The organism is Endozoicomonas sp. SCSIO W0465 (genome assembly GCF_023716865.1).
Classification (GTDB): Bacteria; Pseudomonadota; Gammaproteobacteria; order Pseudomonadales; family Endozoicomonadaceae; genus Endozoicomonas.
In genome coordinates this window covers 3,323,246-3,345,020 of sequence record NZ_CP092417.1, presented here as the reverse complement: position 1 = coordinate 3,345,020, position 21,775 = coordinate 3,323,246, and the positions used below count along the sequence as shown (strand labels likewise).

Sequence of the window (21,775 nt, the reverse complement as noted above, 5' to 3'; positions counted from 1 at the left end):
CCGTTACAGCTGGTGTTGCAAAAAATGAGCAAGCAGGTTAACTCCTGATCTGCTTACTCATGATAAAACTGTTTTTATCTCCATCCGTTTGATACTCAACGTTATCCATCAAACTCTGGACGATTGGCAATCCTCTCCCACTGCATAGCCACGCTGCGGGATCATCAGGATCCACTGAAAAATCTCTGTTACTTAGCTTCCCTTGATCCATTGGCTTACCCCAATCACTGATGGTCAGCATTAAGGAATTTTTCAAAAGACTCACCCCGACTTCAACCTTATGGCCCTTTTCATTACCATAAGCGTGTTCAATGGCATTATTAACAATCTCCACAACACACAGCTCCACACGGTTCACCTCGACCGGGGAGAGTGTTGTCATGGCACAAAGTCCTCGGACCGCCATGGCAATCAGGGTTGTATTCGCCAGCTCACTGTCAATCTCAAGCCGGACGGCCTGCCCCTTTTCCTCCGTCATGACTACTTCTCCCCAATGGCCTCAGTCACCGTCGGTAGAATGGTAAACAGCTTATCCATGGAGGTAAGACTAAAAAGATCCATGACAGCGGGTTGTGCGCCAGCCAGTTTCATTGACCCTGCTCCACCCATTTTTTTCAGAGCTGCAACCAGTGCACCCAAACCACTACTGTCCATAAAACGCACCGGGGACAAATCAATCACCAGGTTATCGGAGCCACTGTCAATTTGGTCAAAAAGGTAAACCCTCAGAGGCTCTGATATAGAAGCATCAAGCCGGGTTTCATCAATAGATACGATGGTATGCCCGGCATCAATTTTAGATTCAAATGGCATGTTGCTCTCCTTGCGTCATAAGCCTTGCGTTATAAACCTTGAGTTATAAACCTTGCGTTACAAACATTGTATAATTATCAGGCAGCCAACATTTATTTATGGTCGCCACTCCAATACCAGATAAGTTACATCATCCTCAAAAACATCAGCGCCTGCCCAGTTAATAATGTCCTGTTCAACCCGGCTGATCATGGATTCAATTGAATGATCAAAAGCATCTTCCAAAGAAGATATCAGACGGTCTTCCCCAAACATTTCACCGGTATTGTTTTCGCACTCCGTCACACCGTCAGTATACAGAAAAAGCCTGTCACCGGGTTGAAGCTGGATAGTGACATTCTCATAGGTCATACCAGGCATCATGCCGATAGGTACTCCACCACAGGTGATTTTTTCGACAGATTTTGAGCCACTTTTCAGCCACAGGGATGGTGGATGCCCAGCCTGCGACAGGGTAACTGAGCCGGTTCGACTGTTTATTACCCCATAAGCTATGGTGAAATAGAGCATCGCCTCAGGATTCGCCTGAAACTGCTCATTCAGACTCACCAGCACTTCATCGGGTTCTTTCAACCGATAGAAAGGTGGTTTGTTGAATGACTCCTTAACCAGTGAACCGCCTCCATCTTCACGAAGAATATTGTTCAGTGAAAAAGAAAACAGAGCTGACGGAACACCATGACCAGCTACGTCCAGCTGATAGAAACCCAGCGTCTCTCCATCAAGTGCCTGATAACCAAACATATCCCCGCCGAGAATGCGGCTTGGTTTGAAGTACCAGTTAAAATCAACATTCTGTATTTTGGCCGGTTCAGACAGCAGACGGGCCTGTGTTTCTGCCGCTGACTCCAGATCTTTTTCGATGGTATGAATTTTATGTTCAAGAGCAACTTTTAATTCAATAATGCGGATACCAGCATTCAAGCGTGCACCAAGCTCATCAAAATCGACAGGCTTATTGATAAAATCATCAGCACCACGATTAATGCCTTCTACCATGGCCTCACGATCCGAATTACCCGTGAGCAGAATGAAGTAGACATAGTAGCCAATATGACTTTTACGGATAGCCTCACAGAGTTCTATACCGTCCATATTTGGCATCATCCAGTCGCTGATAACGATCCGGATATCAGGATGGTTTTCCAGAACGCTCAGCGCTTCATAGCCGTCCGATGCTTCAAAAACACGATGCCCCCGTTTTTTCAAAGCCACAGAGAGAATCATTCTCTGGTCACGAGCATCCTCAACAATTAATATATCCATCAGTTTTATTATCAGTCTTAATTGTATTTAATACAGCTATTAGGTTATCGACCCATCTGAAAGAATCCTTCGAGTCGGATAAGCAAATGACGCCCCTTCTTCATCAACAACCGCTGCAACCAGAAGTAAAATAGACTCCTGAGCCTTTAAAAAGCCAACGCGATCTGTTCTGGTAATATGCACCCTGACTTGGCACAAAAGGGCAGAATCATCATAACGGATGAATACCGCATAATGAGGCTCACGATTGTCAACCTCAGGAATCTGCTGAATAAGATCATCTATTCGACTGAGAATACGGGACATTTTTCCAATGTCCTCATAACGGAGGGAGAAATGTTCAATCATCCGGCGGTTTCTCATTCGCGTGGCATTCTCGACAACAATCCCGGTAAAGATTGAGTTTGGAACATAAATAGGCCGCCGATCAAAGGTTCTTATTTTTGTCAGACGCCAGCCAACCTTTTCGACATGCCCTTCAATTGACCGGTCCGGGGAGCGAATCCAGTCACCCTCAGTAAAAGGACGATCCAGCATCAGCATTAAGCCACCAAAGAAGTTGGCCAGCCAGTCCTTGGCAGCAAGACCAAGAATAATACCGCCAATACCACCAAAGGCCAGAAGCGTTGACAGGCTATACCCGAAGACCTGAGCAATGCTCAGAAATGTTGCAACAACGATAATCAGCTGCACTGAACGGGCAATCACTGAAGGTGATAAGCGCTTGCGCCACCGCCCTCCCATGGCATCCAGCACCCGGTCGACATTCAGGCTGATTTCCCAGATGAGCCAGGCAGGATATATGGTCAGAATGAGTTTTTGAAACAGGAGAAGCGTTTCATTGATACCGGACCACTCTATTCCCGGCCAGTAATGAGCCGAATAGAGAACGAACATCACCCAGGGTAGCGTCAACAAGGGCCGACGCAGAATACGACTGGCCAGACTCCAGAATACCCATTTTTGCCCATTTAGCTCGCTGTCTGCCAACCACTTTATTCCATAAAAAGCGGCTGCAGCCAGACAAAACGCAATAATTAAATGAGAGTAGAACGAAATAAGTTCGGGGTTCATGATTGGGATCATTCAGAAATTTCAGTTGGTTATTTTTATAAATTGTAGCCAGTTTGTTTAATACCCTCTTCCAGTTAATACCATCAACTTAACAAAAAACAGCAACAACCTTCATCAACCATTTGCCATCATCAGGTTTTTACAGCCTCAAGAGGAGACGCCTCCGCACGCTCCTTGATGTCAGTTAGCCCAGCCTCCGGATTACCATAAGATAAATCCAGAGTACGGGTCGGGAACGCAATATCCGCCTCATGACTGTGTATAATGCTGATAGTCTCAAGCAACACTTTCTCTTGAATCAGAAGGTACGCTGCCCAGTCTGTGGTTTTGGTAAAACAGTAAATCTGACAATCAAGACTCGATGCACCAAAACTGATAAAATTCACCATAATAATCTTATCCTGATCAATACCATCATGACGCCTCAGATAGCTGCGGATATCTTCAAGAATCGAATTCACTTTATCGCTGTCTTGATACCTTAATCCAAAGAACTGTTTAACCCGTCGATTTTGCATCCGGGAGGGGTTTTCTACCGAGATATTCATAAATGTAGCGTTCGGAACATAGAGAGGGCGTCTTGAAAAAGTCAGAATACGAGTCTGCCGCCAACCAATATACTCTACAGTACCTTCTATTTTTTTTCCGGAGAGCTAACCCAGTCTCCTACCCGAAATGGCTTATCGAGATAGATCATCCAACCGCCAAAGAAATTAGCCAGCATGTCTTTGGCGGCAAAACCCACAGCAAGCCCACCCACCCCACCAAAGGCAAGGATACCGGAAAGGCTATAACCCAGGGCCTGCATGGCAACAAGAACGCCGGTAATGATGACAGCCACTCTCATCAGGCGACACAATGCAATAACCGATGTCTGATCCAGTTTCTTCTTGCGATCAACCTGCAGGAAGTGATGCTCAAGTGCCTTGATAAACGAGAAAAAAACCCAGCAGAATAGAACAATGACCAACAGATCCCGAAAACTAAGAAGGCGCTCAAACAGACTGTTTCCGGTTCCTTTCCATATTTCTTCTGCTGACCAGCTTAACCCGACAATCCAGATAAAGAGAAAAAACGGTTTCTGACCTGCTGCCAGCAGTGCATCGTCCCAATAACTCTGAGTGGCTTCCGCTTTAGTCTTGAGTTTGCCGAAAAACTTGCCGGCAAGATACCGGGCAAAAGCTGTCAGCAAGACAGCAATCACTGACTGAATCATCCAGTCAGGAATGTTGGCTGTTATAAAGGATAAAAAGTCCATGGATACACCACAACGTTTAACCAAAACAGGAGAAAAAGGACCGGAAGAAAGGTAATTTCTCAAAAACTGCTGGCAGCACCACACGGAAGATGACGTGAAGCCTCCTCAATCAGGTTACTCAATCTCGGAAATAACCCATCGCCCATTAGTCGGCTTTTCAGATAATCCCAAAAAGAGAGACCATACAGGCGACACGTTTTTTTCAGGCTGGCAAAGGTGTCGCGACATTGCCGCCCCAAATCGCTTCGCGTCCCACTACTGATCTTTCGTCGTTTAACATATTCTCGTATCTGACTCTCGCTCAGGTTGTTGTGCAGCGGTAAGCTCGGGTCATCCAGAACCAGTAATAGCTCTTCCTTGATTACAGCCAACCCTGACAGAGCATCCTGAAGAAGCCCACTGCACGTTTGGGTTTGGATCAGCGCCTGGAACCCCTGTCGTACTTTTATTGCCTTTTTTTCAGTTGGCTCTGTCTTGAAGTCTTTAAGGTCATCGTAAATGGCCCAGAACCATGTCCGAAGCCATTTCTGAGCCATGGCCTGCTGATCATTGACCGGATGAACTTTTGCCAGCCCTCGCTCTGCATGTATCCAGCACTGGCTGTGTTTGAAAACGTCGAACTGCCTTGCCCCATCACTGAAGGTGGTAAGATGTCCTGCTCCATGCTGTATCAGGCTGCCATAAATCATGGCTTCACTGGCCTGCTGGCGCCGTCTACCAGTTAGTCTCAGGTCTTTCATACATTCTTCCCAGGCTTCATGGCTCAGGAAGGTGACGCCTCTGTATGGATTAAGAACGCGTAGCCACTTTTTGGGGTAATCCAGTTTTTCCAGATAGATCAAGGCATCGTCGGTGAACGTGTAAGTTGACCATGGGCGGTGCAGTAGGCTTACGAAATTTTCCCGGCTTTTGCTGTCTGTGCTCTCGAACCAGGCAAAGGACTCGTTATTGATGATGGTGCAGTAACCGTTCTTCCCCTTATGCCTTGTTCCCGTGTCGTCTGTCTGGATATAACTTGAACAGCGAATACCTGTAGTCAACAGCTCATCTTTCTCAGCATGGAACTGCTCGTGTCCTTTCGTCAGAAGCTGGCTGAGTTCCCCGCTGGAAATAGAGATTCCAATGTCCCATAGCCAGTCCAGCAGTTCTGGCTGGGTAACGGAGCAACCATGATACTGGTGCAGAACGTAGGCCTGCAGCATTGGCCCGTAATGATGTCCATGAAGGCTGGCTGGCGGTTTGGCCGTAATGGTTTGTCCATCGGGTGTCACCCATTGCTCTAAAAGATATTCAATACTGGATGTTTGTATTGTCAGTTCCTGAACATGAAAAGGGGTGGTTCCATTCCTGATTGATCCCTCCGGAACATCAGTGGCAGCAATGGGTATGGATTTTTCCGCCGATGGCTTTCGGGGCTGTTTACGCTGCTTTCTGGTTTTCTCGTTGGGCTTCTTAACCTTCTGCTTTGACGAGGTGTCTGGGCTGGCTCCATCGTTACCCTCAGGAGCGGATGGATCTCCATCAGGGCTGCCGGTGTCATCATCGGGAGGTTTGGTGTTTGGTTTGATGTCAGGCTTTGCGGGCAGTTTTTTTAGACGACGAATCTCTGCTTCAAGCAATTCTATCTGCTCTTTGAGCTGAATGATCTGCTCTTGCTGCTGAGTGATGAATCTCAGTAGATCTTCAGGTTGTAACTGCTGGTGTTCTAGAAAAGCCATGGTGAGAGGATAGACGACTGACCGAAATTATCCTGCTTCCAGCACTTTTTGAGAAATTACGAAGAAAGGTTGAAGTCACACTGGCCTTATAACTATAAACCAGTACATCGACTTTGAGATTGATCAAAGACATACCCCGGTTCAGGCCAGATTGCACAGATATATCTGAACAGAAAAGCTGTATCAGCCAAGCTGTATATCAATCTTGGTACCGGCATCTACACGGTCAAACAGATCGATAATATCTTCCCCATGCATACGGATGCACCCCCGTGACCCTGGCTCTCCCATCACGGCAGTATCCGGTGAGCCATGGATATATATGAAGCGACGCATGGTATCAACATTACCAAGCCGGTTATATCCGGGCTCTAGGCCACTGAGCCATAAAATTCTGGTTAATATCCAGTCTCTTCTTTCGGGATACAACGTCCGGAGTTCAGGTGAATAAATTTCACCAGTAAAGCGACGTCCGATAAACACAGAGTTAACCGGTAGGTCTGCCCCAATTTTAGCCCGAATAACATGAAGCCCGAGAGGCGTCTGCCAGCTTCCCTCCTGCTGCCCGGTTCCCTTGCTTGCTGTAGAAATAGAATAAACACGGCATTTGCCGCCCCTCTTATGAAGCACCATCTGCTGACTGGCAATATGAACAGTAAGATGCATCGGTAAATCAAGCTCGCTAATCTTTAAATGATCCATCAGATGTGTGCTCTGAGGCCTGCAGCCATAAAAGGAACCATCTTCCTCATGATATCTTCCAGTTCACTCTCAACCCCATAATCGCTTTCCGCGATAGCTCTTAGGGCATCTGCCCCGGAAAGAGTAAAAACAGCAGAACCCAAGATAAAATAAACTCTCCAGAACAGATCATTCATTGGCAAATCAGGACAGGCCTTTACCAGCAACTGAAGATAAGCCTGGAATACTTCCCCATAGACTTGCCGCAGGTATTTTTTCAAATGCCCCTGCCCCTGAGTGTAAGCTAACCCGATCAACCTCATACAAACCGGGAGATCCTCAGGACTACGAGGTTGCACTGCCATAATCTGATCCACCAGCAAATGAAGTATTTGTTCCAGATCAATAGCATCATTATTATCCTGATATGTGACAAGTGCACTGGAAAGATTACTGACAAAAGGATCAAGAAAACGGGAAAAGACAGCCTGGATAAGGGATTTTTTGGAACCGAAGTGATAATTAACAGCAGCCAAGTTAACACCCGCCTGACTGGTAATTGACCGCAGCGAGGTCTCTGCAAATCCATGCTCAGCAAATAACTTCTCTGCAGCGTCCAGAATCCTGTCTACCGTCGCTGACTGTGACATGCCGGTAAAACCTCCATTGTAAACATTTGTTTAAAACTAACGTTTGTCAACTGAAACATCAAGTTGGTATTTGAGATATGTAGTTGCAGCCAGCTGAATACTGTATATAATCACATATACTGTATAAAAACACAGATCTAATCATGTATAAATTGACCAAGCGCCAGACTGAGATTCTTGAACTGATCAAGTCTCATATCGAAGAAACCGGCTTCCCGCCTACACGTGCAGAAATCGCACAGACATTCGGTTTCCGATCACCTAATGCTGCAGAAGAACATCTCAGAGCTCTTGCACGCAAGGGAGCCATTGAAATCACCCCCGGAACCTCAAGAGGTATTCGCATACCTGGCACAGAATATTCCGGTCTGCCTATTGTAGGACAGGTTTCTGCAGGAAGTCCCATTCTTGCTCAGGAACATATTGAAGACCACCTGTCCATCAACCCCGATTTCTTTTCACCCAAAGCGGACTTCATGCTTCGGGTAAAAGGAATGAGCATGAAGAATATCGGCATCCTTGACGGCGATCTGCTGGCAGTTCATAAAACCTCAACAGTATCAAATGGTCAGATTGTCGTAGCCAGAATTGAAGACGAAGTGACCGTTAAACGTTTTGAACAAGTTAAGAACACGGTTTATCTTCACCCTGAAAACGAAGAATTCCAGACAATCGAAGTAGACCTCAGCGTTGATAACTTCGCTATCGAAGGACTGAGTGTGGGGGTTATCAGGAACTAAAACCTTACCTGACGATCTCTGATGTAGAGGACCTGACATGCAAGCATTAACACCATCATCCAGTCAGAACGATGATACCACCTTCACTGACGGTGAACCTGCCAGCTTTATTGATGAGCTGATTCTTTCAGGCCCGCCCTGGCAGTCAGGACGTTTCCTGAGGTCTGTACTGAATGAGCTGGCTAACGATCAGGATCAACGCTGGCTTACTCTGATACTGTCCAGTGAACAGGCAAAAAACACAATAAACTGGCTGAAGTCATCCGGAATCAGCAGACACCGCCTCCAGGTTCTCAATCCTTCCGCACAGGCAGACCCGCTAAAGCTGACTCGAAAAGCTTTGGCCTCCGGCACCAGTCACACCGTCGTCAGCTGGATCAAGCAGATGGATAATATCACACTGTCTGAACTGGAAACCGCCGCCCGTTCAGGTCGCTGTCAGGGATTGGCAATCAGGAGCAGAGGATAACCTGAGGGGCAAAATGACAGTTAATGAAGAACCCGGTTTTCAGGGATGTACTCACCAGCGTCAGCTTCTGTTTTACGCCCCACTTCAGCTATGCAGGCATCCAACATAGCCTTGGCAACTTCCACCTGATCTCCCTGGAGAAAGTCGAGCAACTCCCGGGAGAATGACATAGTAACCAGAGGCTCAGCGTTCTCCTCATCACTGCGACGCAATACGATTGGGTGAAAGTCTCATATTGATGAGTACTAACGTTCAAGATCACCCTTCCCTGATGAAAATGGAATCACATTATCACTGACCATATTTACCTTAGCCCGGTACGTTACCGACAGCAGCATCCAGCCACAGTCGAACCAACCACTTTGAATTAGTGACCTGAGTGTCAGAATGCCTTGCCCCCCGGGACACCGCCAACGCATTCCCGAACACTTCATTCGCTGTGTAACCAGCGTTTTACAGGACGCCTCAATGACCCCTGAGCCTATGGGCAGGTTGCGCGACAGGTGTTCTGCATAATTCATCCGTAACCGGTTTTTTCTGAAGTACTTTAACTCTGTCTTTAATTTCGATCGGCGGGGATGCTTGCTATGCTGGTAAGCCAGTGCCTTGATTATTTTTTCAACCCCACCCGGCTCCTCCTTCAGGATATGTCGGTAGGTGCTGAATTTCTCTTTGGACTTCGCGCTATTTTCACCGTAAGCCAGGTCAAATGCCTTCTTCAGGTGTTCTGCCGCATGGTAATAATCAACAATTTCTTCTCCCTCCGGTAGCTCTTTGGTGAAGTATGTCCAATTGTCCCGGGCTCCATCTGCCACTTTGACCAGAGTCAGATTTGGCTTTTGCTGAAGCACCTTATCCAGAAGGTTTGAAAGGGATTTTTTCAATGTCGCTTTCTTGCTTTCAGGCATTCGTCCCATCCTGATCGTAGAGAGGCGATCTCCCTGGTCATCGTAAAACGACAGTGTTCCACAACTGGCCTCCTGACAACCTGCTGGCCCTCGGGTACGTTTGCCATCAGCAACACTCTTTTCACGTTTCTCCTGACGCTTGCCGTCTTTCATTGGTAGCATCACACCGTCAAGGGAAGCAGCTACCGTCACCGCGTCAGGCGGTACTGTGAGATTCTCCGCGAGAAGGGTCTCGAAAGGGTCAAGGTGCTGCTCCCATTGTTCGTTGAGTTTTTTGGGAAGACGTGCCAGAGAGCTGGTTGAGGGTGACATATTCCCCATTAGATCGAGTAAGCTTTTTACGTCCGCGGGCGGCAACTGGGCAACCATCCATGCTGCTTGCTTCGCAGCCTTTGGTAACCAGTAGCCTTCTACAACGCCAGCCTTGAGCTCTAAAGGGACAATGCACTTATCCCCGGCATTGCGGTAGAGGCTGCGCAATACCCGGACAGGTCCTGCTGCTGACTGGTAGGTTTGATAGCTGCGTAATGCCTGGTGATACACGACCCCATTCACTTCGATAGAAGCTTTATTGATGTCTAATTTTTGCAGTTCTTCTGCCAGTATTTCTCGCTCCGCCTGAATAAAGAGGGAGTGAATCTCGTTTTCATGATCCTCAAAATGCTGGATTGGATTATTGGACTGACGAAGGAGGGTCAGTTTTTGCTGCAGTTGGTCAATAGCAGGACAGGAATCATTGGCGACTTTGGTTAGTGGCTGACATACTTCCATCGGAGCGGCCTCTCACAGTTGACTCTTTGTTTGCTGTTAGAATCATAGCTGTGTTTGGCTGCTCTCCATTCAGTTTGAAAAATTTGGTGTTACGTCTGTTTGCTGTAGCTCAAGGCCTGTGGGTGTGATCAATATGAGACTTTCACCCATACGATTTCACCGGAAGGTAGTTCAACAATTTCAAGAAACGACGCTGACATAAAGTAACACCGGAATTTTTGGTTAGCAATGAAGCATTGTGCATGAGGCTGCAAAGCCTTTCAAGACATCGGCCATTGTCAATAGCTGAATATTGCTGACAATGAATAAACATGAAAATTTGTGAAGTTTACCACTCAAGGCTGAAGTTACGACTGTAGGTAACCAGTTCCTTCAACGATTCAAGCACAGAATGAAAACCTTCCGGCTGATCAAACCGAACACTATCTGCATTGAACAGGGGAATTTCATTCTTATCAACACTTTTGCGCTGGATAGGCATTGAACAATCCTGATGGCTTTTTAATAACGCCGACAACCAGGAATCATGTTGTTCAAGACGTTCAATGAATTGCAATTCAGTAGAAACCTCTCCTTTAAGATGAACACTGTTAATTGCCTCATCAAGCGATGGCAATTGATTTACCGGCAAACGGTAATTAGTCATAATTTCAGCCAGTAACGACCGATAAGCCTGAACCATTGCATTCAGACAAGCCTCGCGAAATGCCGGCTTGGCAAGATCATCTGCTTCCTCTTCCCAGGCATCCAGCAACAAACGGGAGTGAAAGAGCATTTTATTGGTGTATCCCTGCCAATTGTTTGTCATAACCAACTCCATCAATCTTCCACACCAAAAGTTCATAAACAGGCATAACATGACAGGGCTAATAGCCCTGTCTGGCGAACCAGGAGATTGAGAGAAACTAACTGGACTGGCGCTTTTTAGTCTGTTTTTCATTCCAGCTACCTTCATCATAGGTAGCACTCCAACCCGTTGCCTTACCATCCAGCTCTGACATAACGTATTGCTGTTTAGTCTTACGACTGAATCGAATAATGGCCGGGTTTCCATCAGGGTCCTGGCGGGGAGCATCCATCAGATAACCATACTTAGGATCAATCATTGCCTGATGTGGCAACAGTTCTGCCACCAAGGGAGCACGGGTTTCCCTGTTCTTGGGAAATTGACTGGCCGCCAGGAACAATCCGGAAGCGCCATCCCTGAGCACGTAATGATCATCAACTTTGACACACTTTAACTCAGGCATAGGCACTGGCTCCATTTTGGGTGGCGCTGGCTCACCACTTTTCAACAACTTCCTGGTGTTCTTGCATTCACTGTTAGTACAACCAAAATATTTACCAAATCGCCCCGTTTTCAACTGCATTTCACTGCCGCACTTATCACACTCGAGTACGGGACCATCATAACCTTTTAACTTATAACTCCCCTTCTCCACTTCAAACCCGGAACAATCAGGATTATTACCACAGACGTGTAACCTTCTCTGCTCATCTATCAGATAGCTTTCCATAGCGGTAGAGCACTTGGGACAACGACGCATCGCTCGTAGGGCATTAACCTCGGCATATTCATCATCAGCATCTTCCACCTCTTCGCCCGGAACCAGGTTAATCGTCGTTTTACAGCGTTCCTTTGGTGGCAAAGAATAACCGGAGCAACCGAGAAACACCCCGGTAGATGCAGTGCGAATCATCATCGGGCGATGGCAAGTCGGACACTCAATATCGGTCAGGGAGGGTTCATTGGTACGCATCCCTCCCTCACTCTGTTCCGCCTGTGTCAACTGCAGCGTAAAATCGGTATAAAAATTATCAAGAACCTGCTTCCAGTTTTTTTCACCCTCAGCAATATCGTCCAGTTTCTCTTCCATTCGTGCAGTAAAGTGATAATCCATGAGTTCATTGAAAGACTCATTCAAACGATCAGTCACAATATCGCCCATTTTTTCAGCATAAAAACGGCGACTCTTCACCGAAACGTAACCACGATCCTGAATAGTAGAGATAATCGACGCATAGGTTGACGGCCGGCCAATGCCCTGCTTCTCCAATTCCTTCACCAGTGCCGCTTCGCTGAAACGGGCAGGAGGTCGGGTGAACAGCTGTTTAGGGTCCAGTTTTTGTAGATTCAGGGCCACACCTTTCTGAAGGTCTGGCAGAATCACATCTTCACCTTTTCTGGCCAGAGGCTTTTGCACCCGGGTATAGCCATCAAACTTCAATGTTCGCCCCCTGGCCTTGAGCTGATAGCCCTTAACGTCTACGACCAGCGAAGTACTGAGATACTCGGCCGGCGTCATCTGACAAGCAACAAACTGGCACCAGATCAAATCATACAGACGCTCTGCATCACGCTCCATTCCAGAGAGGCCATCCGGTTTTAATGTGACACTGGAGGGGCGTATTGCTTCGTGGGCTTCCTGGGCACCTTCCTTGCTACTGTATATATTCGGTTGCACCGGGCAGTACTGATCACCATATTGCCGGGTAATAAAGGACCGGGCACTTTCTACCGCATCCTGACTAAGATTGGTCGAATCGGTTCTCATATAAGTGATATAACCGGCTTCATAGAGACGCTGAGCCAACATCATGGTTTTCTTTACGCTAAAGCCAAGGCGGGTGCTGGCCGCCTGCTGAAGCGTTGATGTGATAAAGGGTGCTGAGGGTTTACTCCGGGTTGGCTTGTCTTCGCGATTGGTAAGGGAGTATTGCCCCTGCTGAAGCTGAGTCAATGCTTTATCGGCTTCGGCCTTGCTTATCGGCCTGAAACTGGCGCCATTCTCTTTAATGACCTGAAAGCGAACCACATCATTACCGACAGCCAGAAGATCCGCATACACTTCCCAGTATTCTTCAGGAGTGAAGCTGCGAATCTCCCGCTCACGCTCAACCACCAGCTTAACAGCAACGGATTGAACACGCCCTGCAGATAGCCCACGGGCAATTTTTGCCCAGAGCAGAGGAGAAACCATATAACCAACGACACGGTCCAGGAACCGGCGAGCCTGCTGAGCATCGACCCGATCCTGATTTAACTGCCCGGGAGATTCAAAGGCAGACTGAATCGCTTTTTTGGTAATTTCATTAAAGACAACACGACGATAGCGATCCGGGCTACCACCGATAGCCTGCTGCAAATGCCAGGCAATGGCTTCTCCCTCACGGTCCAAATCCGTTGCGAGATAGATGGTGTCAGCACTTTCAGCCAAACGGGTCAGTTCGTCAACGACTTTTTCCTTTCCCGGCAGAATCTGGTAATGCGCTGCCCAGCCATTATCAGGGTCGATCCCCATGCGCTCGATCAACTGCTCACGGGCTTTGATTTTCTTGCGGCGCTCACGTTCCTCAGGTGAGAGTTTTTTGGACTCAGCGGCAGCCCTGGCCCTGGCTTTTGCATCCACGGCTTTTTTCGGCCCACCCGCGGTTGGCAAATCCCGGATATGACCCACGCTGGATTTGACAACAAAGTTTTTGCCCAAATACTTGTTGATGGTTTTCGCCTTGGCTGGCGACTCCACAATAACTAGCGATTTACCCATGCTGCCTTACACGTCCTGTCATCTGTTCCAATGTTCTGGCTGGTCAGATCTGTGAGCAGATAAATCGCCCATCATACTCAATATTCAGACCTGCTGAAATAGAGCCTTATGGCCAGAACAAGAAAAGCCGGGATAGAAATTGCTTCAATATATAAGGCGAAGTCAATAATCGGTCAAGGAAAACCATCAACCTCTTTCCCGTAAAGGAGTGGGTTATTTTCCTGTATGATCCCGGGCAGAGCCTCATTTCCTGCACTTTAAAGCCCTTATCCGACTTGAATATTCTGGCCACATTTTCACTCTGACAATTTAACACTCAGACCCGTAACAAATAAGCAGCCTGATTAAGGTATTACTTTATCCAAGGGAACCAGCTATGCGAACCAGAATATTTTCATGGTAATCAGTAACGGCTGAAACCTTTAAACGCTTAACATGGTTTTACCTGATAACTCAACCGTAACTATTCAGCACTGAGCAAAGGCATATTACAGTAATTCCGAACAGCTCTATGAAGTGATTGATATATGTCCATTCCCTGTTTTCTGGCAGACGACAAATAGCTGCGAATCCGTGCAAACATAGAACCACCGTCTGCACTCCTGAAGCAGCCTGAGATTTTCTGCTTTAACTTGGCCATTCGAACATCCCGCTCACTGCCATTGTTATCGAAGGGAATGGTAAAATCTGACATGAAGCGCAGTGTCTCAGCCTTGAACTCAGTGAGTCGTTTGAAGAGATTGTAAGCTTTAGTATTCTTGACTTTCTTGCGCTTAAGCTCCTCTCGTTGCTTCTCCATATAGACGACTTCTTTCATTAGAGCCCGCTGAAGCAACCGGTCATAAATCTTCTCGATTCGTTCACAGACAACACTTGGCATCTGTAGCATACCTATGGTCTTAAAGCCCTTGCAGTAATGCCAGGAAAGCCTCAGTAGCTTCATCAATCGCAACGCCAGTTGATTGCTGTCCCTATCAACAACACCCAAAAGCTCCCTCAGGTGATGGGCATTGCAAAGTACGTGAGTTGCCGCATATGCAAAATAGGATTTCCAATGATCATGAACCAGAACGCCTGCAAATGTTCTTAAGGTAGACATTAAGCCCCACCCACCGCACAAAGGCCTAATCTTGTACGCCCTGAACAACCATCCCGTGCAGGGTGTTCTCGTTTCGCATTATTTCCCCAGAAGTCCAGTAGCTTTTTAATGCATGAGACCAATGACTTTCCTGCATTCATCAACGATGAAATCACATTACCAAACAGGTGAGTCCCACTTTTCATCACCTTGTGCGTCGAGATTTCCTCAATGCTCCCACTTTCACAGAGGTTCGCCTGTGCAGCATGGGCAAGGTACCTTTTCAACGTCACAACCACAAAGGACATCAGAATCAGGCTAAACACCAGTGTCGCTGATTTGGTGTTAAAACGATGCCACCCTGAATAGGATTTGATCTCTTTGAAAATCAGCTCTATCTGCCACCGTAGACGATAGGCCTGGAGCACATCACTCAAGGTGAACTCCACCCGGTTCAGGTTGGTCACAACGAAAACCCACTTCTGTTTTTTGTCATTCCAGCGGACAACCAAGCGGAATGGCCAGGCTTTGAATCCCGGCCATTCTACATCCAGGTCGAGGCACTGGTCTTTGGGGAAGCCAGACAGTACATCCTTCAGTTTTTGTCCTTTGTAGCGATTGAGATTCTTGCCATCCTCCCGTACCGCGCTGAGTATCGTCGGGTTGATACTCTGAGGTGCCTTGCAGATAAAAGAACCCTCCCTGTCATCAATAGCGGCAAAGAGTTCCAGCTCAAAATAACCGGCATCCATTAGCATCAGGATATAGGCCATGGATGTTGGCAGTGGTGGCAGACAGTCTCTTTCTGAACGGGGTGGCAGACAGTCTCTTTCTGAACGGGTATCTTCAGTCAGCTGCACCCGCACCAGGTTGTTGGTGAGAAGATCCATTGTCGTATGAAGCTCGACGGCAGCAGGACTGACCGTTGAGAACCTGCCGGGAAATGCTTCTTTCAGGGCATCATAGACAGCTTGTGACGAACCGTCCTGAATCAGAATGTGCTCAAACTCTGAAAATGGACTGTCTTCATCAAACGCCATGACTTTGCGGGAAAATATTTCCAGACACTGCACCCATAGCCACAGGATAAGAGTAGGCAGCGCGTCCTTTTTAGCTTGATTTGCCCAAGAACGATAAGAGACATTCAGCCCCGTCAACTCGTTAAATTTACGGTGTAGATCCGCCTGGGTATCGCAGTTTCCATCACCAGCGAGGGCATCGATCAGTGAGAGGATAAAATCCAAAGGACGGATATCTCGCTGTCGTATAGTAAAACCAAGCTGTTCCGCCATACTTAGGAGTTCTGACCGGTCGAAACAGGTCAACAGTTTTTTTCAACTAATCTACTATTTGCAGTACTCATCTTGTTCAGCCATTGATAATGGTTTCGAAGCTTTATTGTGGCTGTTCAAGGTGGGTTCTGCCGCCGGAAACGAACCTTTTTTGAGCTTAATGTCTACCCTAAGTGCAAATGTTAGCAGTATGCCCATCGTGTCCATGGCCTCACGACCTCGCTTTTCAGACAAGTAGTAGAGCGTCCATTGTTCATCCCGCATAACGTGTAGCCAGTGCAAAGAGCCCTCGGCCCGCATACCCGTTTCATCGGCTCCGGCAACAGACGATTCCCGCAAGGCGTCACGAATAACCTCTTCAGTAGAAGCCAGATTTTCATAGGTTCTGGCCACAAAATTGGCGACAGTGCCTGCACTTACACTCATTTTATAGAGAGTATTAAAATACTCTGACACGCGCTTAAAAGGCAGGAAATGGTATTGGTTAAGATAGACGGCCATAGCCTGTGTGGCTGAGCCATATTGTGCGGCAGCGGTAACACCTTCCGGGAATTCAGCCTGATTCCGACAACCACAAGTGCAGATTTTTACTTCAGCTCTATGGGCCGTTACTTCAAATTCACCCGGTCTCCCTGGTTCAAACACCTGTCGTTCAATATATTTGACCGGCTCACTATCAAGAACTCGACTTTAGAGTTTTAAGAGCACAATAGTTCCGGCGCATAATCTGCTAAAAGCAACCATCCCCAATGACGAAATTCGAGATGGTTGCCATGCTCACTTCAGATCATCAAGTAATCCTCAGGGAGCTCGCTTCATATACAACCTTTCTTGCTGGAGCGCTATCATCAACTGCAGTACCAACGTTCTGCGAACTGCTGTTCGGTTGCATGCTTTCAGCCGACGGCTTTGTTACACAGGCGTTGTTAACAATTGATTTTCATTGTGTGTGGAGCAGCTACCACCACTGGCTATCTCAGGGCAAGTGGCAATGGAAGAACTTGGCACGCCACTTGATCCGTCTGGTCTGCTCCAAAGCTCCTGAGAATCAACCTGTGGTCCTGGGGCTTGATGACTGGGTAATCGAACGGTTTTCCGACAAAGCCCCTGCTTGTCGTACACATCATCAACACAGCAAGAAACGCAATCGGCCGACGTACATCTGGGGGCAGTGTTGGGTTTCCCTGGCCATCATATTTGAGCGGGCTGCAGATGAAGTATTTACCGCCATACCGGTGATCTCATTTCCGACACCAGCTTCAGGTAACACCAGCAAACTGAAAATTGCCGTGGCCATGCTCAGGGTGGTACGCAATGAAGTGAAGGATCGAGTGCTACGCCTGCTAACCGATTGCTGGTATATGAACTGGACACTGATAAAGCCAGCTCTGGAAATGAACATAGAAGTTGTTGGTCAGATACCTTCAAATCGGGCCCTCTATGCTTTGCCGCCAGCACCCACCGTAAAGAAGCGAGGGCGCCCAAAAAAGTACGGCATCAAGATGACGACAGAACAGGTTAAGAAACTGCCGGAAGAAAAAGCAACAGTATGGATGTACGGCAAATTTCGCAAAATACGTTATCGTACCCTGATCTGTCGCGCCAGATTCCTTAAAGGTCGTGAAGTACGCGTCGTCTGGAGTCGCTTTGAAAATGACAAAGGTCTGACCGAAAGCAGAATATTCATCTCGACCAATCCGGAACTTGAGGGACTGGAGGTGCTTCGTGCCTATTCCCGGAGATGGCCGGTAGAGCCAATGTTTCACCAACTCAAACATGCTTTTGGCTGTTGCCATTTATGGCAGCAGAAATTGCGAACACTGCTTCGATGGATGCATTTGAAAATGGCAGGCTATGCATTATTGCAGTTATTAACCGTTTGTAAAAATCAGGCATGTCTGAATATTTCTCGGATACCCTGGAGAAGCCCGGATACAACCACTGCAGGCATGATGAAAATTGCTCTTTCAGGAATTATTCCGAGGTTCTCTATTCGCAAGGGCTGGAACAGATATAAGCAAAAATATGAGTTCAATTTTCGCGATCTGATCGACCAGTTAATACCGGATAATTCAGAAGCAGCATAACTAAAGGCTTTTAGGCAAAAAACGGAAGTAATAACGAACTTGGAAAAACAGTTCACTGATTTCGGCTTGCTTCACTATAAAAAGCTGACCGAATTATCGTTTTATACAGACTCTAAAGTCGAGTATCAAGAAGAGACGCCTGACATTTATTGCATTCTTTAACCGGAAGGTACTCAATATAGTCAGGGATATCGACCTGTTTAAGACAAGTGCCCTGATGCCCTTTCTTTCCACCGGCTTTATTACCAGAAGACTGTCTCAGACTTTTAGGATTGGGTTTTTCATCCGATGGATCGGTACCTTTATCTGCGGAAAGGTCGTCAGAATGATCTGGAGAATTACTGTTTTTACAAGGTTTTTGATAACCATCAGACGATGGCGGCTTGCTGCTGTTTTGACTGTTCTTGCCAACCTTTTCTTCCAATTCTCGACATCGCTCTTCCAGACAGGCAACTCTCATCCGCAGCTCTGCATTCTCTTTCAAGAGAATCTCAGCCGACATAGTTGCGGGTAGTTCTGGAATCATGCTGGCGAATATTGTGGAAAAATGGTGCTTAAGAGGATGGTATAAAAATCAGAAAATTCCAGATTTATGTGGGGGTGCTGAACAGTTACAGAATAAGAATAAGAAGAATAAACTGACCCCGCCCCGATACCGGCATCACCATTACCACGGAGCGCTTTCACATTGCAGTTAATCGCAGTGATGTTGGCAATGCTTCCAGAAACATAGCCTGCCCCGATACCGACATCATAATAATTAGAAGAATAACCAGAGTTTTCCACCGTGCAGTTGATTGCTGTGATGTTAGCGAAAGTTCGCGGTGAATAGACAATTCCTCCGCCGATACCAGCATGCTCTTCAGCTCGGACAGAGCAATCAACTGCTGTGATATTGGCAACATTTCCTTCGCTGATTACACCCCCTACAATTGCCCCGTCCTCATCACTGTCAACATGAGCATTTTCAACCCGGATATTACTAACTGTCCCACCGCGTGAAACTCTACAGGCCACCACCCCGGCCGGTTCATTGTACCCTGTGGACCGTATACTGGCATCCGTGAAACGCAGGCTATCAACCTCACCCTCCAGATTGTTCAAAAAGCAGTGGCGAAGATTCTCAATGGTATGACCCCGACCATAGTACTTACCGTTAAATGGGTAATGCTTGCTGCCAATGGGTTCGAGTAATCCACCACCATCAATATCCGCAGTCTGGAAGTAATTACCACCCAGTGGATAGTCCGGGTCACGGCCGAACTTGGCCAGGGTTTTGGCATCCGGCACCGGCTTCCACCCTTCTTTACTGCCGGAGCTGCCAGATGGGGATGCAGCTGCCCCAGCACTCAGGCCCGACAAGGCACCCAGTGCCACGGCAGCTTTCGGTAGCTGGCCAAGGCCGACGGAGGCGGTGGCCGGTGGGCTGGTGCGTTGTCGTGTTTGCTGCGGTTTCTTTTTTTTCCTGCCTTTGTCGTTTGTTGGGGAGCCATCCACTGAGCTGTTTGCGTGGCTCTGCTCTGGCGGCGAACCTTTAGTCGCGTCAAAAAGATCCCTGAGCCGGGCCGCTGAGGAAAGCGTGACAAAGCCCTCCAGCATCGTGCCGATCTCCGCTGGTAGCACCGTATAAGGCGACACCAGCCGGGCACCCAGCGCAACACCCTGAAAAAAGCTACTGTCCTGCCCATCGGGGCTGCCAAACGTGCTGTCTCTTGATCACAAATAGCTACCTTGTTCTATCATTTCTCACTGATAAAACAGGTCATGCTTCCACTTTCTCCTAAACCATGGTCAGAACTAACTTTTGGATGTGCTGATTTGGGCGATACTCGACGTACAAAACGACTTGTCAAAGTTGCTGCCGAGCTTTCAGCTCATACCGGTAATTCTTTGTCATCTTCATGCGAAGGTTATACCGCACTGGTAACTGGAGCTTACCGGCTGATTGAGAATGAGGCCGTAAAGCCTGAAGCAATAGCTGAGGCAGGCTTTCAGGCAACTGCCAAAATAGCGAGACAGTCTCGCCTACTTCTGGCTCTCGAAGATACAACAACCCTGGGTTATAAACATGCTGTCAGATCCGAGCTTGGTGATCTTGGAGGTCCTGAAGGCTCTAAAACCAGAGGATTCCACGTCCACTCTGTCTTCTTGGTTGATGCGGATACAGAGCGAAGCATTGGGCTTATTGATCAAGAACGATGGGTTAGAGAGGACGTTCAGCGGGGGAAAAAGAACCAACGTCGTCAGCTACCTTACGAGGGAAAGGAAAGCTTTAAGTGGCAAAGAGCCTCTGAAAACACAGAACAAAGGATGGGGGGTAAAATGCCTGACATCATCAGTGTTTGCGACCGGGAGGCGGATATATACGAATATATGCACTACAAACTGGATAACCGACAGCGGTTTGTTGTAAGAGCTACACAAAACAGAATCCTGGTGGATGGCGAACTCTTATTATTTGATTCCTTAGCTCAGACTGAAGTGTTGGGGAAATATACGATAGTGGTTCCTCAAAAAGGAGGTAGAAAGAAGCGAAAGGCAACGCTGCAGGTCAAAAGAAAGAAGATGACAATACAGGCGCCGCAAAGGCCAGGCGGCAGGCCGGAACCGGTAACTATGAAGGCTCTTTTCGTATTGCAGACTGCTGATTTCATAAATCAGGCTGGAATCCTCCTGTGGCAGGGCTTGGCAATATTTAGCCAGCAGTTTCCTGAAGGCATTGTATATCAAGGCCTTTGGCCAATTTTCATTGCAGAGCAGTCTGTAACCCGAAAAGAGCCACTATGAATATTGTGTCGGCTGAAGAGATTGGCAATGACTCCGAAGACCGTTTGCACTGGGTACTATTGACAACTGAAGATATTGAAACATTCGAAGACTGTCGCTCTATCATTCGATTTTACGAGCTCCGATGGCGAATAGAAGAGTTCCATAAGGCTTGGAAATCGGGAGCAGGAGTAGAAAGGCTTCGTCTGCAATCTCCGGATAACATTGAACGACTTGCGGTCATATTAATGTTTGTCGCTGTCAGACTAATGCAAATCCGTGAAGCATTAATGTTACCGAATGACAGGCAGCACAAAGACAGAAAAATGTTACCGAATGACAGGCAGCACAAAGACAGAAAGCTTTGGAGTGAAAAAACACTCGCGAATGAGGTGGTCAGTGATGATGAATGGCAGGTTCTCTGGCTAACCTATGAAAAAAAAGCGTTGCCCGATAAGCCGCCAACAGTCACTTGGCTGCTTCAAACGATTGCTCGGCTTGGTGGTTGGGGTGATTCAAAGCATACAGGGCAGCCCGGCTGGTTAGTGGTATGGGAAGGCTGGGCGAAATTGCAGGATCGGGTAAAAACCTGGCAGATAGCCCGGCAGTTCAGCGCTGGAGAGATGTGATCAAGAGTCAGGCCAAACGTGAAGGCA

Annotated in this window: 23 protein-coding genes; 5 read left to right on the top strand and 18 right to left on the bottom strand. The window is 47.4% G+C overall.

Annotation, left to right across the window (positions count from 1 at the left end; genetic code table 11):
* Nucleotides 1-37: 37 nt before the first annotated feature.
* The 9 genes from MJO57_RS14885 to MJO57_RS14845 form a co-directional block, all read right to left on the bottom strand.
* A complete protein-coding gene (locus MJO57_RS14885; RefSeq protein WP_252026438.1) occupies nt 38-478 on the bottom strand; it encodes an ATP-binding protein in 441 nt (146 codons plus the stop codon).
* A 2-nt stretch (nt 479-480) separates the two neighbouring features.
* Nucleotides 481-813 (bottom strand): STAS domain-containing protein, encoded by a 333-nt coding sequence (locus tag MJO57_RS14880; RefSeq protein WP_252026436.1) that lies wholly within the window; start codon nt 811-813, stop codon nt 481-483.
* A gap of 96 nt (nt 814-909) precedes the next feature.
* Entirely contained in the window at nt 910-2,079 is a 1,170-nt protein-coding gene (locus MJO57_RS14875; protein WP_256493300.1) for a PP2C family protein-serine/threonine phosphatase, read from the bottom strand.
* Nucleotides 2,080-2,118: 39 nt separating this feature from the next.
* Entirely contained in the window at nt 2,119-3,153 is a 1,035-nt protein-coding gene (locus tag MJO57_RS14870; RefSeq protein WP_252026434.1) for a mechanosensitive ion channel family protein, read from the bottom strand.
* A 131-nt stretch (nt 3,154-3,284) separates the two neighbouring features.
* The gene (locus MJO57_RS14865) at nt 3,285-3,701 is read right to left on the bottom strand and encodes a hypothetical protein (RefSeq protein ID WP_371924843.1); all 417 of its coding nucleotides are present in this window, start codon (nt 3,699-3,701) and stop codon (nt 3,285-3,287) included.
* An 86-nt stretch (nt 3,702-3,787) separates the two neighbouring features.
* Complete coding sequence (locus tag MJO57_RS14860; protein ID WP_252026432.1) at nt 3,788-4,369, bottom strand: mechanosensitive ion channel family protein; 582 nt, start codon at nt 4,367-4,369, stop codon at nt 3,788-3,790.
* 101 nt (nt 4,370-4,470) lie between these two features.
* A complete protein-coding gene (locus MJO57_RS14855; protein WP_252017470.1) occupies nt 4,471-6,129 on the bottom strand; it encodes a transposase in 1,659 nt (552 codons plus the stop codon).
* A 183-nt stretch (nt 6,130-6,312) separates the two neighbouring features.
* Entirely contained in the window at nt 6,313-6,831 is a 519-nt protein-coding gene (locus MJO57_RS14850; RefSeq protein ID WP_256493299.1) for a L,D-transpeptidase, read from the bottom strand.
* On the bottom strand, nt 6,831-7,460 hold the full coding sequence (locus tag MJO57_RS14845; RefSeq protein WP_252026431.1) for a TetR/AcrR family transcriptional regulator: 630 nt from the start codon (nt 7,458-7,460) through the stop codon (nt 6,831-6,833). Before MJO57_RS14845 ends, MJO57_RS14850 begins: the two co-directional genes overlap by 1 nt.
* Before the next feature lie 143 nt (nt 7,461-7,603).
* Here MJO57_RS14845 and lexA point away from each other — a divergent pair, with 143 nt between their 5' ends.
* Nucleotides 7,604-8,200, top strand: a complete 597-nt coding sequence (lexA, locus tag MJO57_RS14840) for a transcriptional repressor LexA (protein ID WP_252026429.1) — start codon at nt 7,604-7,606, stop codon at nt 8,198-8,200.
* Nucleotides 8,201-8,237: 37 nt separating this feature from the next.
* Nucleotides 8,238-8,669 carry a CDP-glycerol--UDP-pyrophosphoryl-N-acetylglucosaminyl-N-acetylmannosamine glycerophosphotransferase gene (locus MJO57_RS14835; RefSeq protein ID WP_252026427.1) on the top strand — a complete coding sequence of 144 codons (432 nt, stop codon included), beginning with the start codon at nt 8,238-8,240 and terminating at the stop codon, nt 8,667-8,669.
* Between the two features lie 20 nt (nt 8,670-8,689).
* Here MJO57_RS14835 and MJO57_RS14830 read toward each other — a convergent pair whose 3' ends face one another.
* From MJO57_RS14830 to MJO57_RS14800, 7 genes are all read right to left on the bottom strand, one after another.
* A complete protein-coding gene (locus tag MJO57_RS14830; RefSeq protein ID WP_252026425.1) occupies nt 8,690-8,881 on the bottom strand; it encodes a hypothetical protein in 192 nt (63 codons plus the stop codon).
* A 33-nt stretch (nt 8,882-8,914) separates the two neighbouring features.
* A complete protein-coding gene (locus MJO57_RS14825; RefSeq protein WP_252019822.1) occupies nt 8,915-10,348 on the bottom strand; it encodes a hypothetical protein in 1,434 nt (477 codons plus the stop codon).
* A gap of 328 nt (nt 10,349-10,676) precedes the next feature.
* Nucleotides 10,677-11,156: a DUF6586 family protein gene (locus tag MJO57_RS14820; protein WP_252026423.1), complete on the bottom strand. Its 480-nt coding sequence runs from the start codon at nt 11,154-11,156 to the stop codon at nt 10,677-10,679.
* 97 nt (nt 11,157-11,253) lie between these two features.
* Nucleotides 11,254-13,896, bottom strand: a complete 2,643-nt coding sequence (gene topA, locus MJO57_RS14815) for a type I DNA topoisomerase (protein ID WP_252026421.1) — start codon at nt 13,894-13,896, stop codon at nt 11,254-11,256.
* A gap of 463 nt (nt 13,897-14,359) precedes the next feature.
* Entirely contained in the window at nt 14,360-14,995 is a 636-nt protein-coding gene (locus MJO57_RS14810; protein WP_252026419.1) for a transposase, read from the bottom strand.
* A complete protein-coding gene (locus MJO57_RS14805) occupies nt 14,995-16,299 on the bottom strand; it encodes an IS4 family transposase (RefSeq protein ID WP_256493298.1) in 1,305 nt (434 codons plus the stop codon). The genes MJO57_RS14810 and MJO57_RS14805 overlap by 1 nt, the downstream gene beginning before the upstream one ends.
* A 21-nt stretch (nt 16,300-16,320) precedes the next feature.
* The gene (locus MJO57_RS14800) at nt 16,321-16,911 is read right to left on the bottom strand and encodes a transposase (RefSeq protein WP_252026415.1); all 591 of its coding nucleotides are present in this window, start codon (nt 16,909-16,911) and stop codon (nt 16,321-16,323) included.
* A gap of 104 nt (nt 16,912-17,015) precedes the next feature.
* Between MJO57_RS14800 and MJO57_RS14795 the strand changes: the two genes are divergently transcribed.
* On the top strand, nt 17,016-18,353 hold the full coding sequence (locus MJO57_RS14795; RefSeq protein ID WP_252017304.1) for a transposase: 1,338 nt from the start codon (nt 17,016-17,018) through the stop codon (nt 18,351-18,353).
* A gap of 112 nt (nt 18,354-18,465) precedes the next feature.
* Here the strand turns inward: MJO57_RS14795 and MJO57_RS14790 are convergent, their stop codons facing one another.
* Together MJO57_RS14790 and MJO57_RS14785 are read right to left on the bottom strand one after the other, a co-directional pair.
* Nucleotides 18,466-18,879: a DUF6444 domain-containing protein gene (locus MJO57_RS14790; protein ID WP_252017959.1), complete on the bottom strand. Its 414-nt coding sequence runs from the start codon at nt 18,877-18,879 to the stop codon at nt 18,466-18,468.
* On the bottom strand, nt 18,876-19,952 hold the full coding sequence (locus MJO57_RS14785) for a hypothetical protein (protein WP_252026413.1): 1,077 nt from the start codon (nt 19,950-19,952) through the stop codon (nt 18,876-18,878). The genes MJO57_RS14790 and MJO57_RS14785 overlap by 4 nt, the downstream gene beginning before the upstream one ends.
* A gap of 165 nt (nt 19,953-20,117) precedes the next feature.
* Between MJO57_RS14785 and MJO57_RS14780 the strand changes: the two genes are divergently transcribed.
* Together MJO57_RS14780 and MJO57_RS14775 are read left to right on the top strand one after the other, a co-directional pair.
* Nucleotides 20,118-21,140 (top strand): IS4 family transposase, encoded by a 1,023-nt coding sequence (locus MJO57_RS14780; RefSeq protein ID WP_252026412.1) that lies wholly within the window; start codon nt 20,118-20,120, stop codon nt 21,138-21,140.
* A complete protein-coding gene (locus tag MJO57_RS14775) occupies nt 21,137-21,748 on the top strand; it encodes an IS4 family transposase (RefSeq protein ID WP_252026410.1) in 612 nt (203 codons plus the stop codon). The genes MJO57_RS14780 and MJO57_RS14775 overlap by 4 nt, the downstream gene beginning before the upstream one ends.
* The last annotated feature ends 27 nt before the right edge of the window (nt 21,749-21,775 follow it).

What these genes read in the sequence shown, in the direction of transcription:
- MJO57_RS14885 (WP_252026438.1), bottom strand. Translation starts at nt 478, where the DNA reads ATGACGGAGGAAAAGGGGCAGGCCGTCCGGCTTGAGATTGACAGTGAG.
- MJO57_RS14880 (WP_252026436.1), bottom strand. Translation starts at nt 813, where the DNA reads ATGCCATTTGAATCTAAAATTGATGCCGGGCATACCATCGTATCTATT.
- MJO57_RS14875 (WP_256493300.1), bottom strand. Translation starts at nt 2,079, where the DNA reads ATGGATATATTAATTGTTGAGGATGCTCGTGACCAGAGAATGATTCTC.
- MJO57_RS14870 (WP_252026434.1), bottom strand. Translation starts at nt 3,153, where the DNA reads ATGAACCCCGAACTTATTTCGTTCTACTCTCATTTAATTATTGCGTTT.
- MJO57_RS14865 (WP_371924843.1), bottom strand. Translation starts at nt 3,701, where the DNA reads ATGAATATCTCGGTAGAAAACCCCTCCCGGATGCAAAATCGACGGGTT.
- MJO57_RS14860 (WP_252026432.1), bottom strand. Translation starts at nt 4,369, where the DNA reads ATGATTCAGTCAGTGATTGCTGTCTTGCTGACAGCTTTTGCCCGGTAT.
- MJO57_RS14855 (WP_252017470.1), bottom strand. Translation starts at nt 6,129, where the DNA reads ATGGCTTTTCTAGAACACCAGCAGTTACAACCTGAAGATCTACTGAGA.
- MJO57_RS14850 (WP_256493299.1), bottom strand. Translation starts at nt 6,831, where the DNA reads ATGGATCATTTAAAGATTAGCGAGCTTGATTTACCGATGCATCTTACT.
- MJO57_RS14845 (WP_252026431.1), bottom strand. Translation starts at nt 7,460, where the DNA reads ATGTCACAGTCAGCGACGGTAGACAGGATTCTGGACGCTGCAGAGAAG.
- lexA (WP_252026429.1), top strand. Translation starts at nt 7,604, where the DNA reads ATGTATAAATTGACCAAGCGCCAGACTGAGATTCTTGAACTGATCAAG.
- MJO57_RS14835 (WP_252026427.1), top strand. Translation starts at nt 8,238, where the DNA reads ATGCAAGCATTAACACCATCATCCAGTCAGAACGATGATACCACCTTC.
- MJO57_RS14825 (WP_252019822.1), bottom strand. Translation starts at nt 10,348, where the DNA reads ATGGAAGTATGTCAGCCACTAACCAAAGTCGCCAATGATTCCTGTCCT.
- MJO57_RS14820 (WP_252026423.1), bottom strand. Translation starts at nt 11,156, where the DNA reads ATGACAAACAATTGGCAGGGATACACCAATAAAATGCTCTTTCACTCC.
- topA (WP_252026421.1), bottom strand. Translation starts at nt 13,896, where the DNA reads ATGGGTAAATCGCTAGTTATTGTGGAGTCGCCAGCCAAGGCGAAAACC.
- MJO57_RS14810 (WP_252026419.1), bottom strand. Translation starts at nt 14,995, where the DNA reads ATGTCTACCTTAAGAACATTTGCAGGCGTTCTGGTTCATGATCATTGG.
- MJO57_RS14795 (WP_252017304.1), top strand. Translation starts at nt 17,016, where the DNA reads ATGACGAAATTCGAGATGGTTGCCATGCTCACTTCAGATCATCAAGTA.
- MJO57_RS14790 (WP_252017959.1), bottom strand. Translation starts at nt 18,879, where the DNA reads ATGATTCCAGAACTACCCGCAACTATGTCGGCTGAGATTCTCTTGAAA.
- MJO57_RS14785 (WP_252026413.1), bottom strand. Translation starts at nt 19,952, where the DNA reads ATGCTGGAGGGCTTTGTCACGCTTTCCTCAGCGGCCCGGCTCAGGGAT.
- MJO57_RS14780 (WP_252026412.1), top strand. Translation starts at nt 20,118, where the DNA reads ATGCTTCCACTTTCTCCTAAACCATGGTCAGAACTAACTTTTGGATGT.
- MJO57_RS14775 (WP_252026410.1), top strand. Translation starts at nt 21,137, where the DNA reads ATGAATATTGTGTCGGCTGAAGAGATTGGCAATGACTCCGAAGACCGT.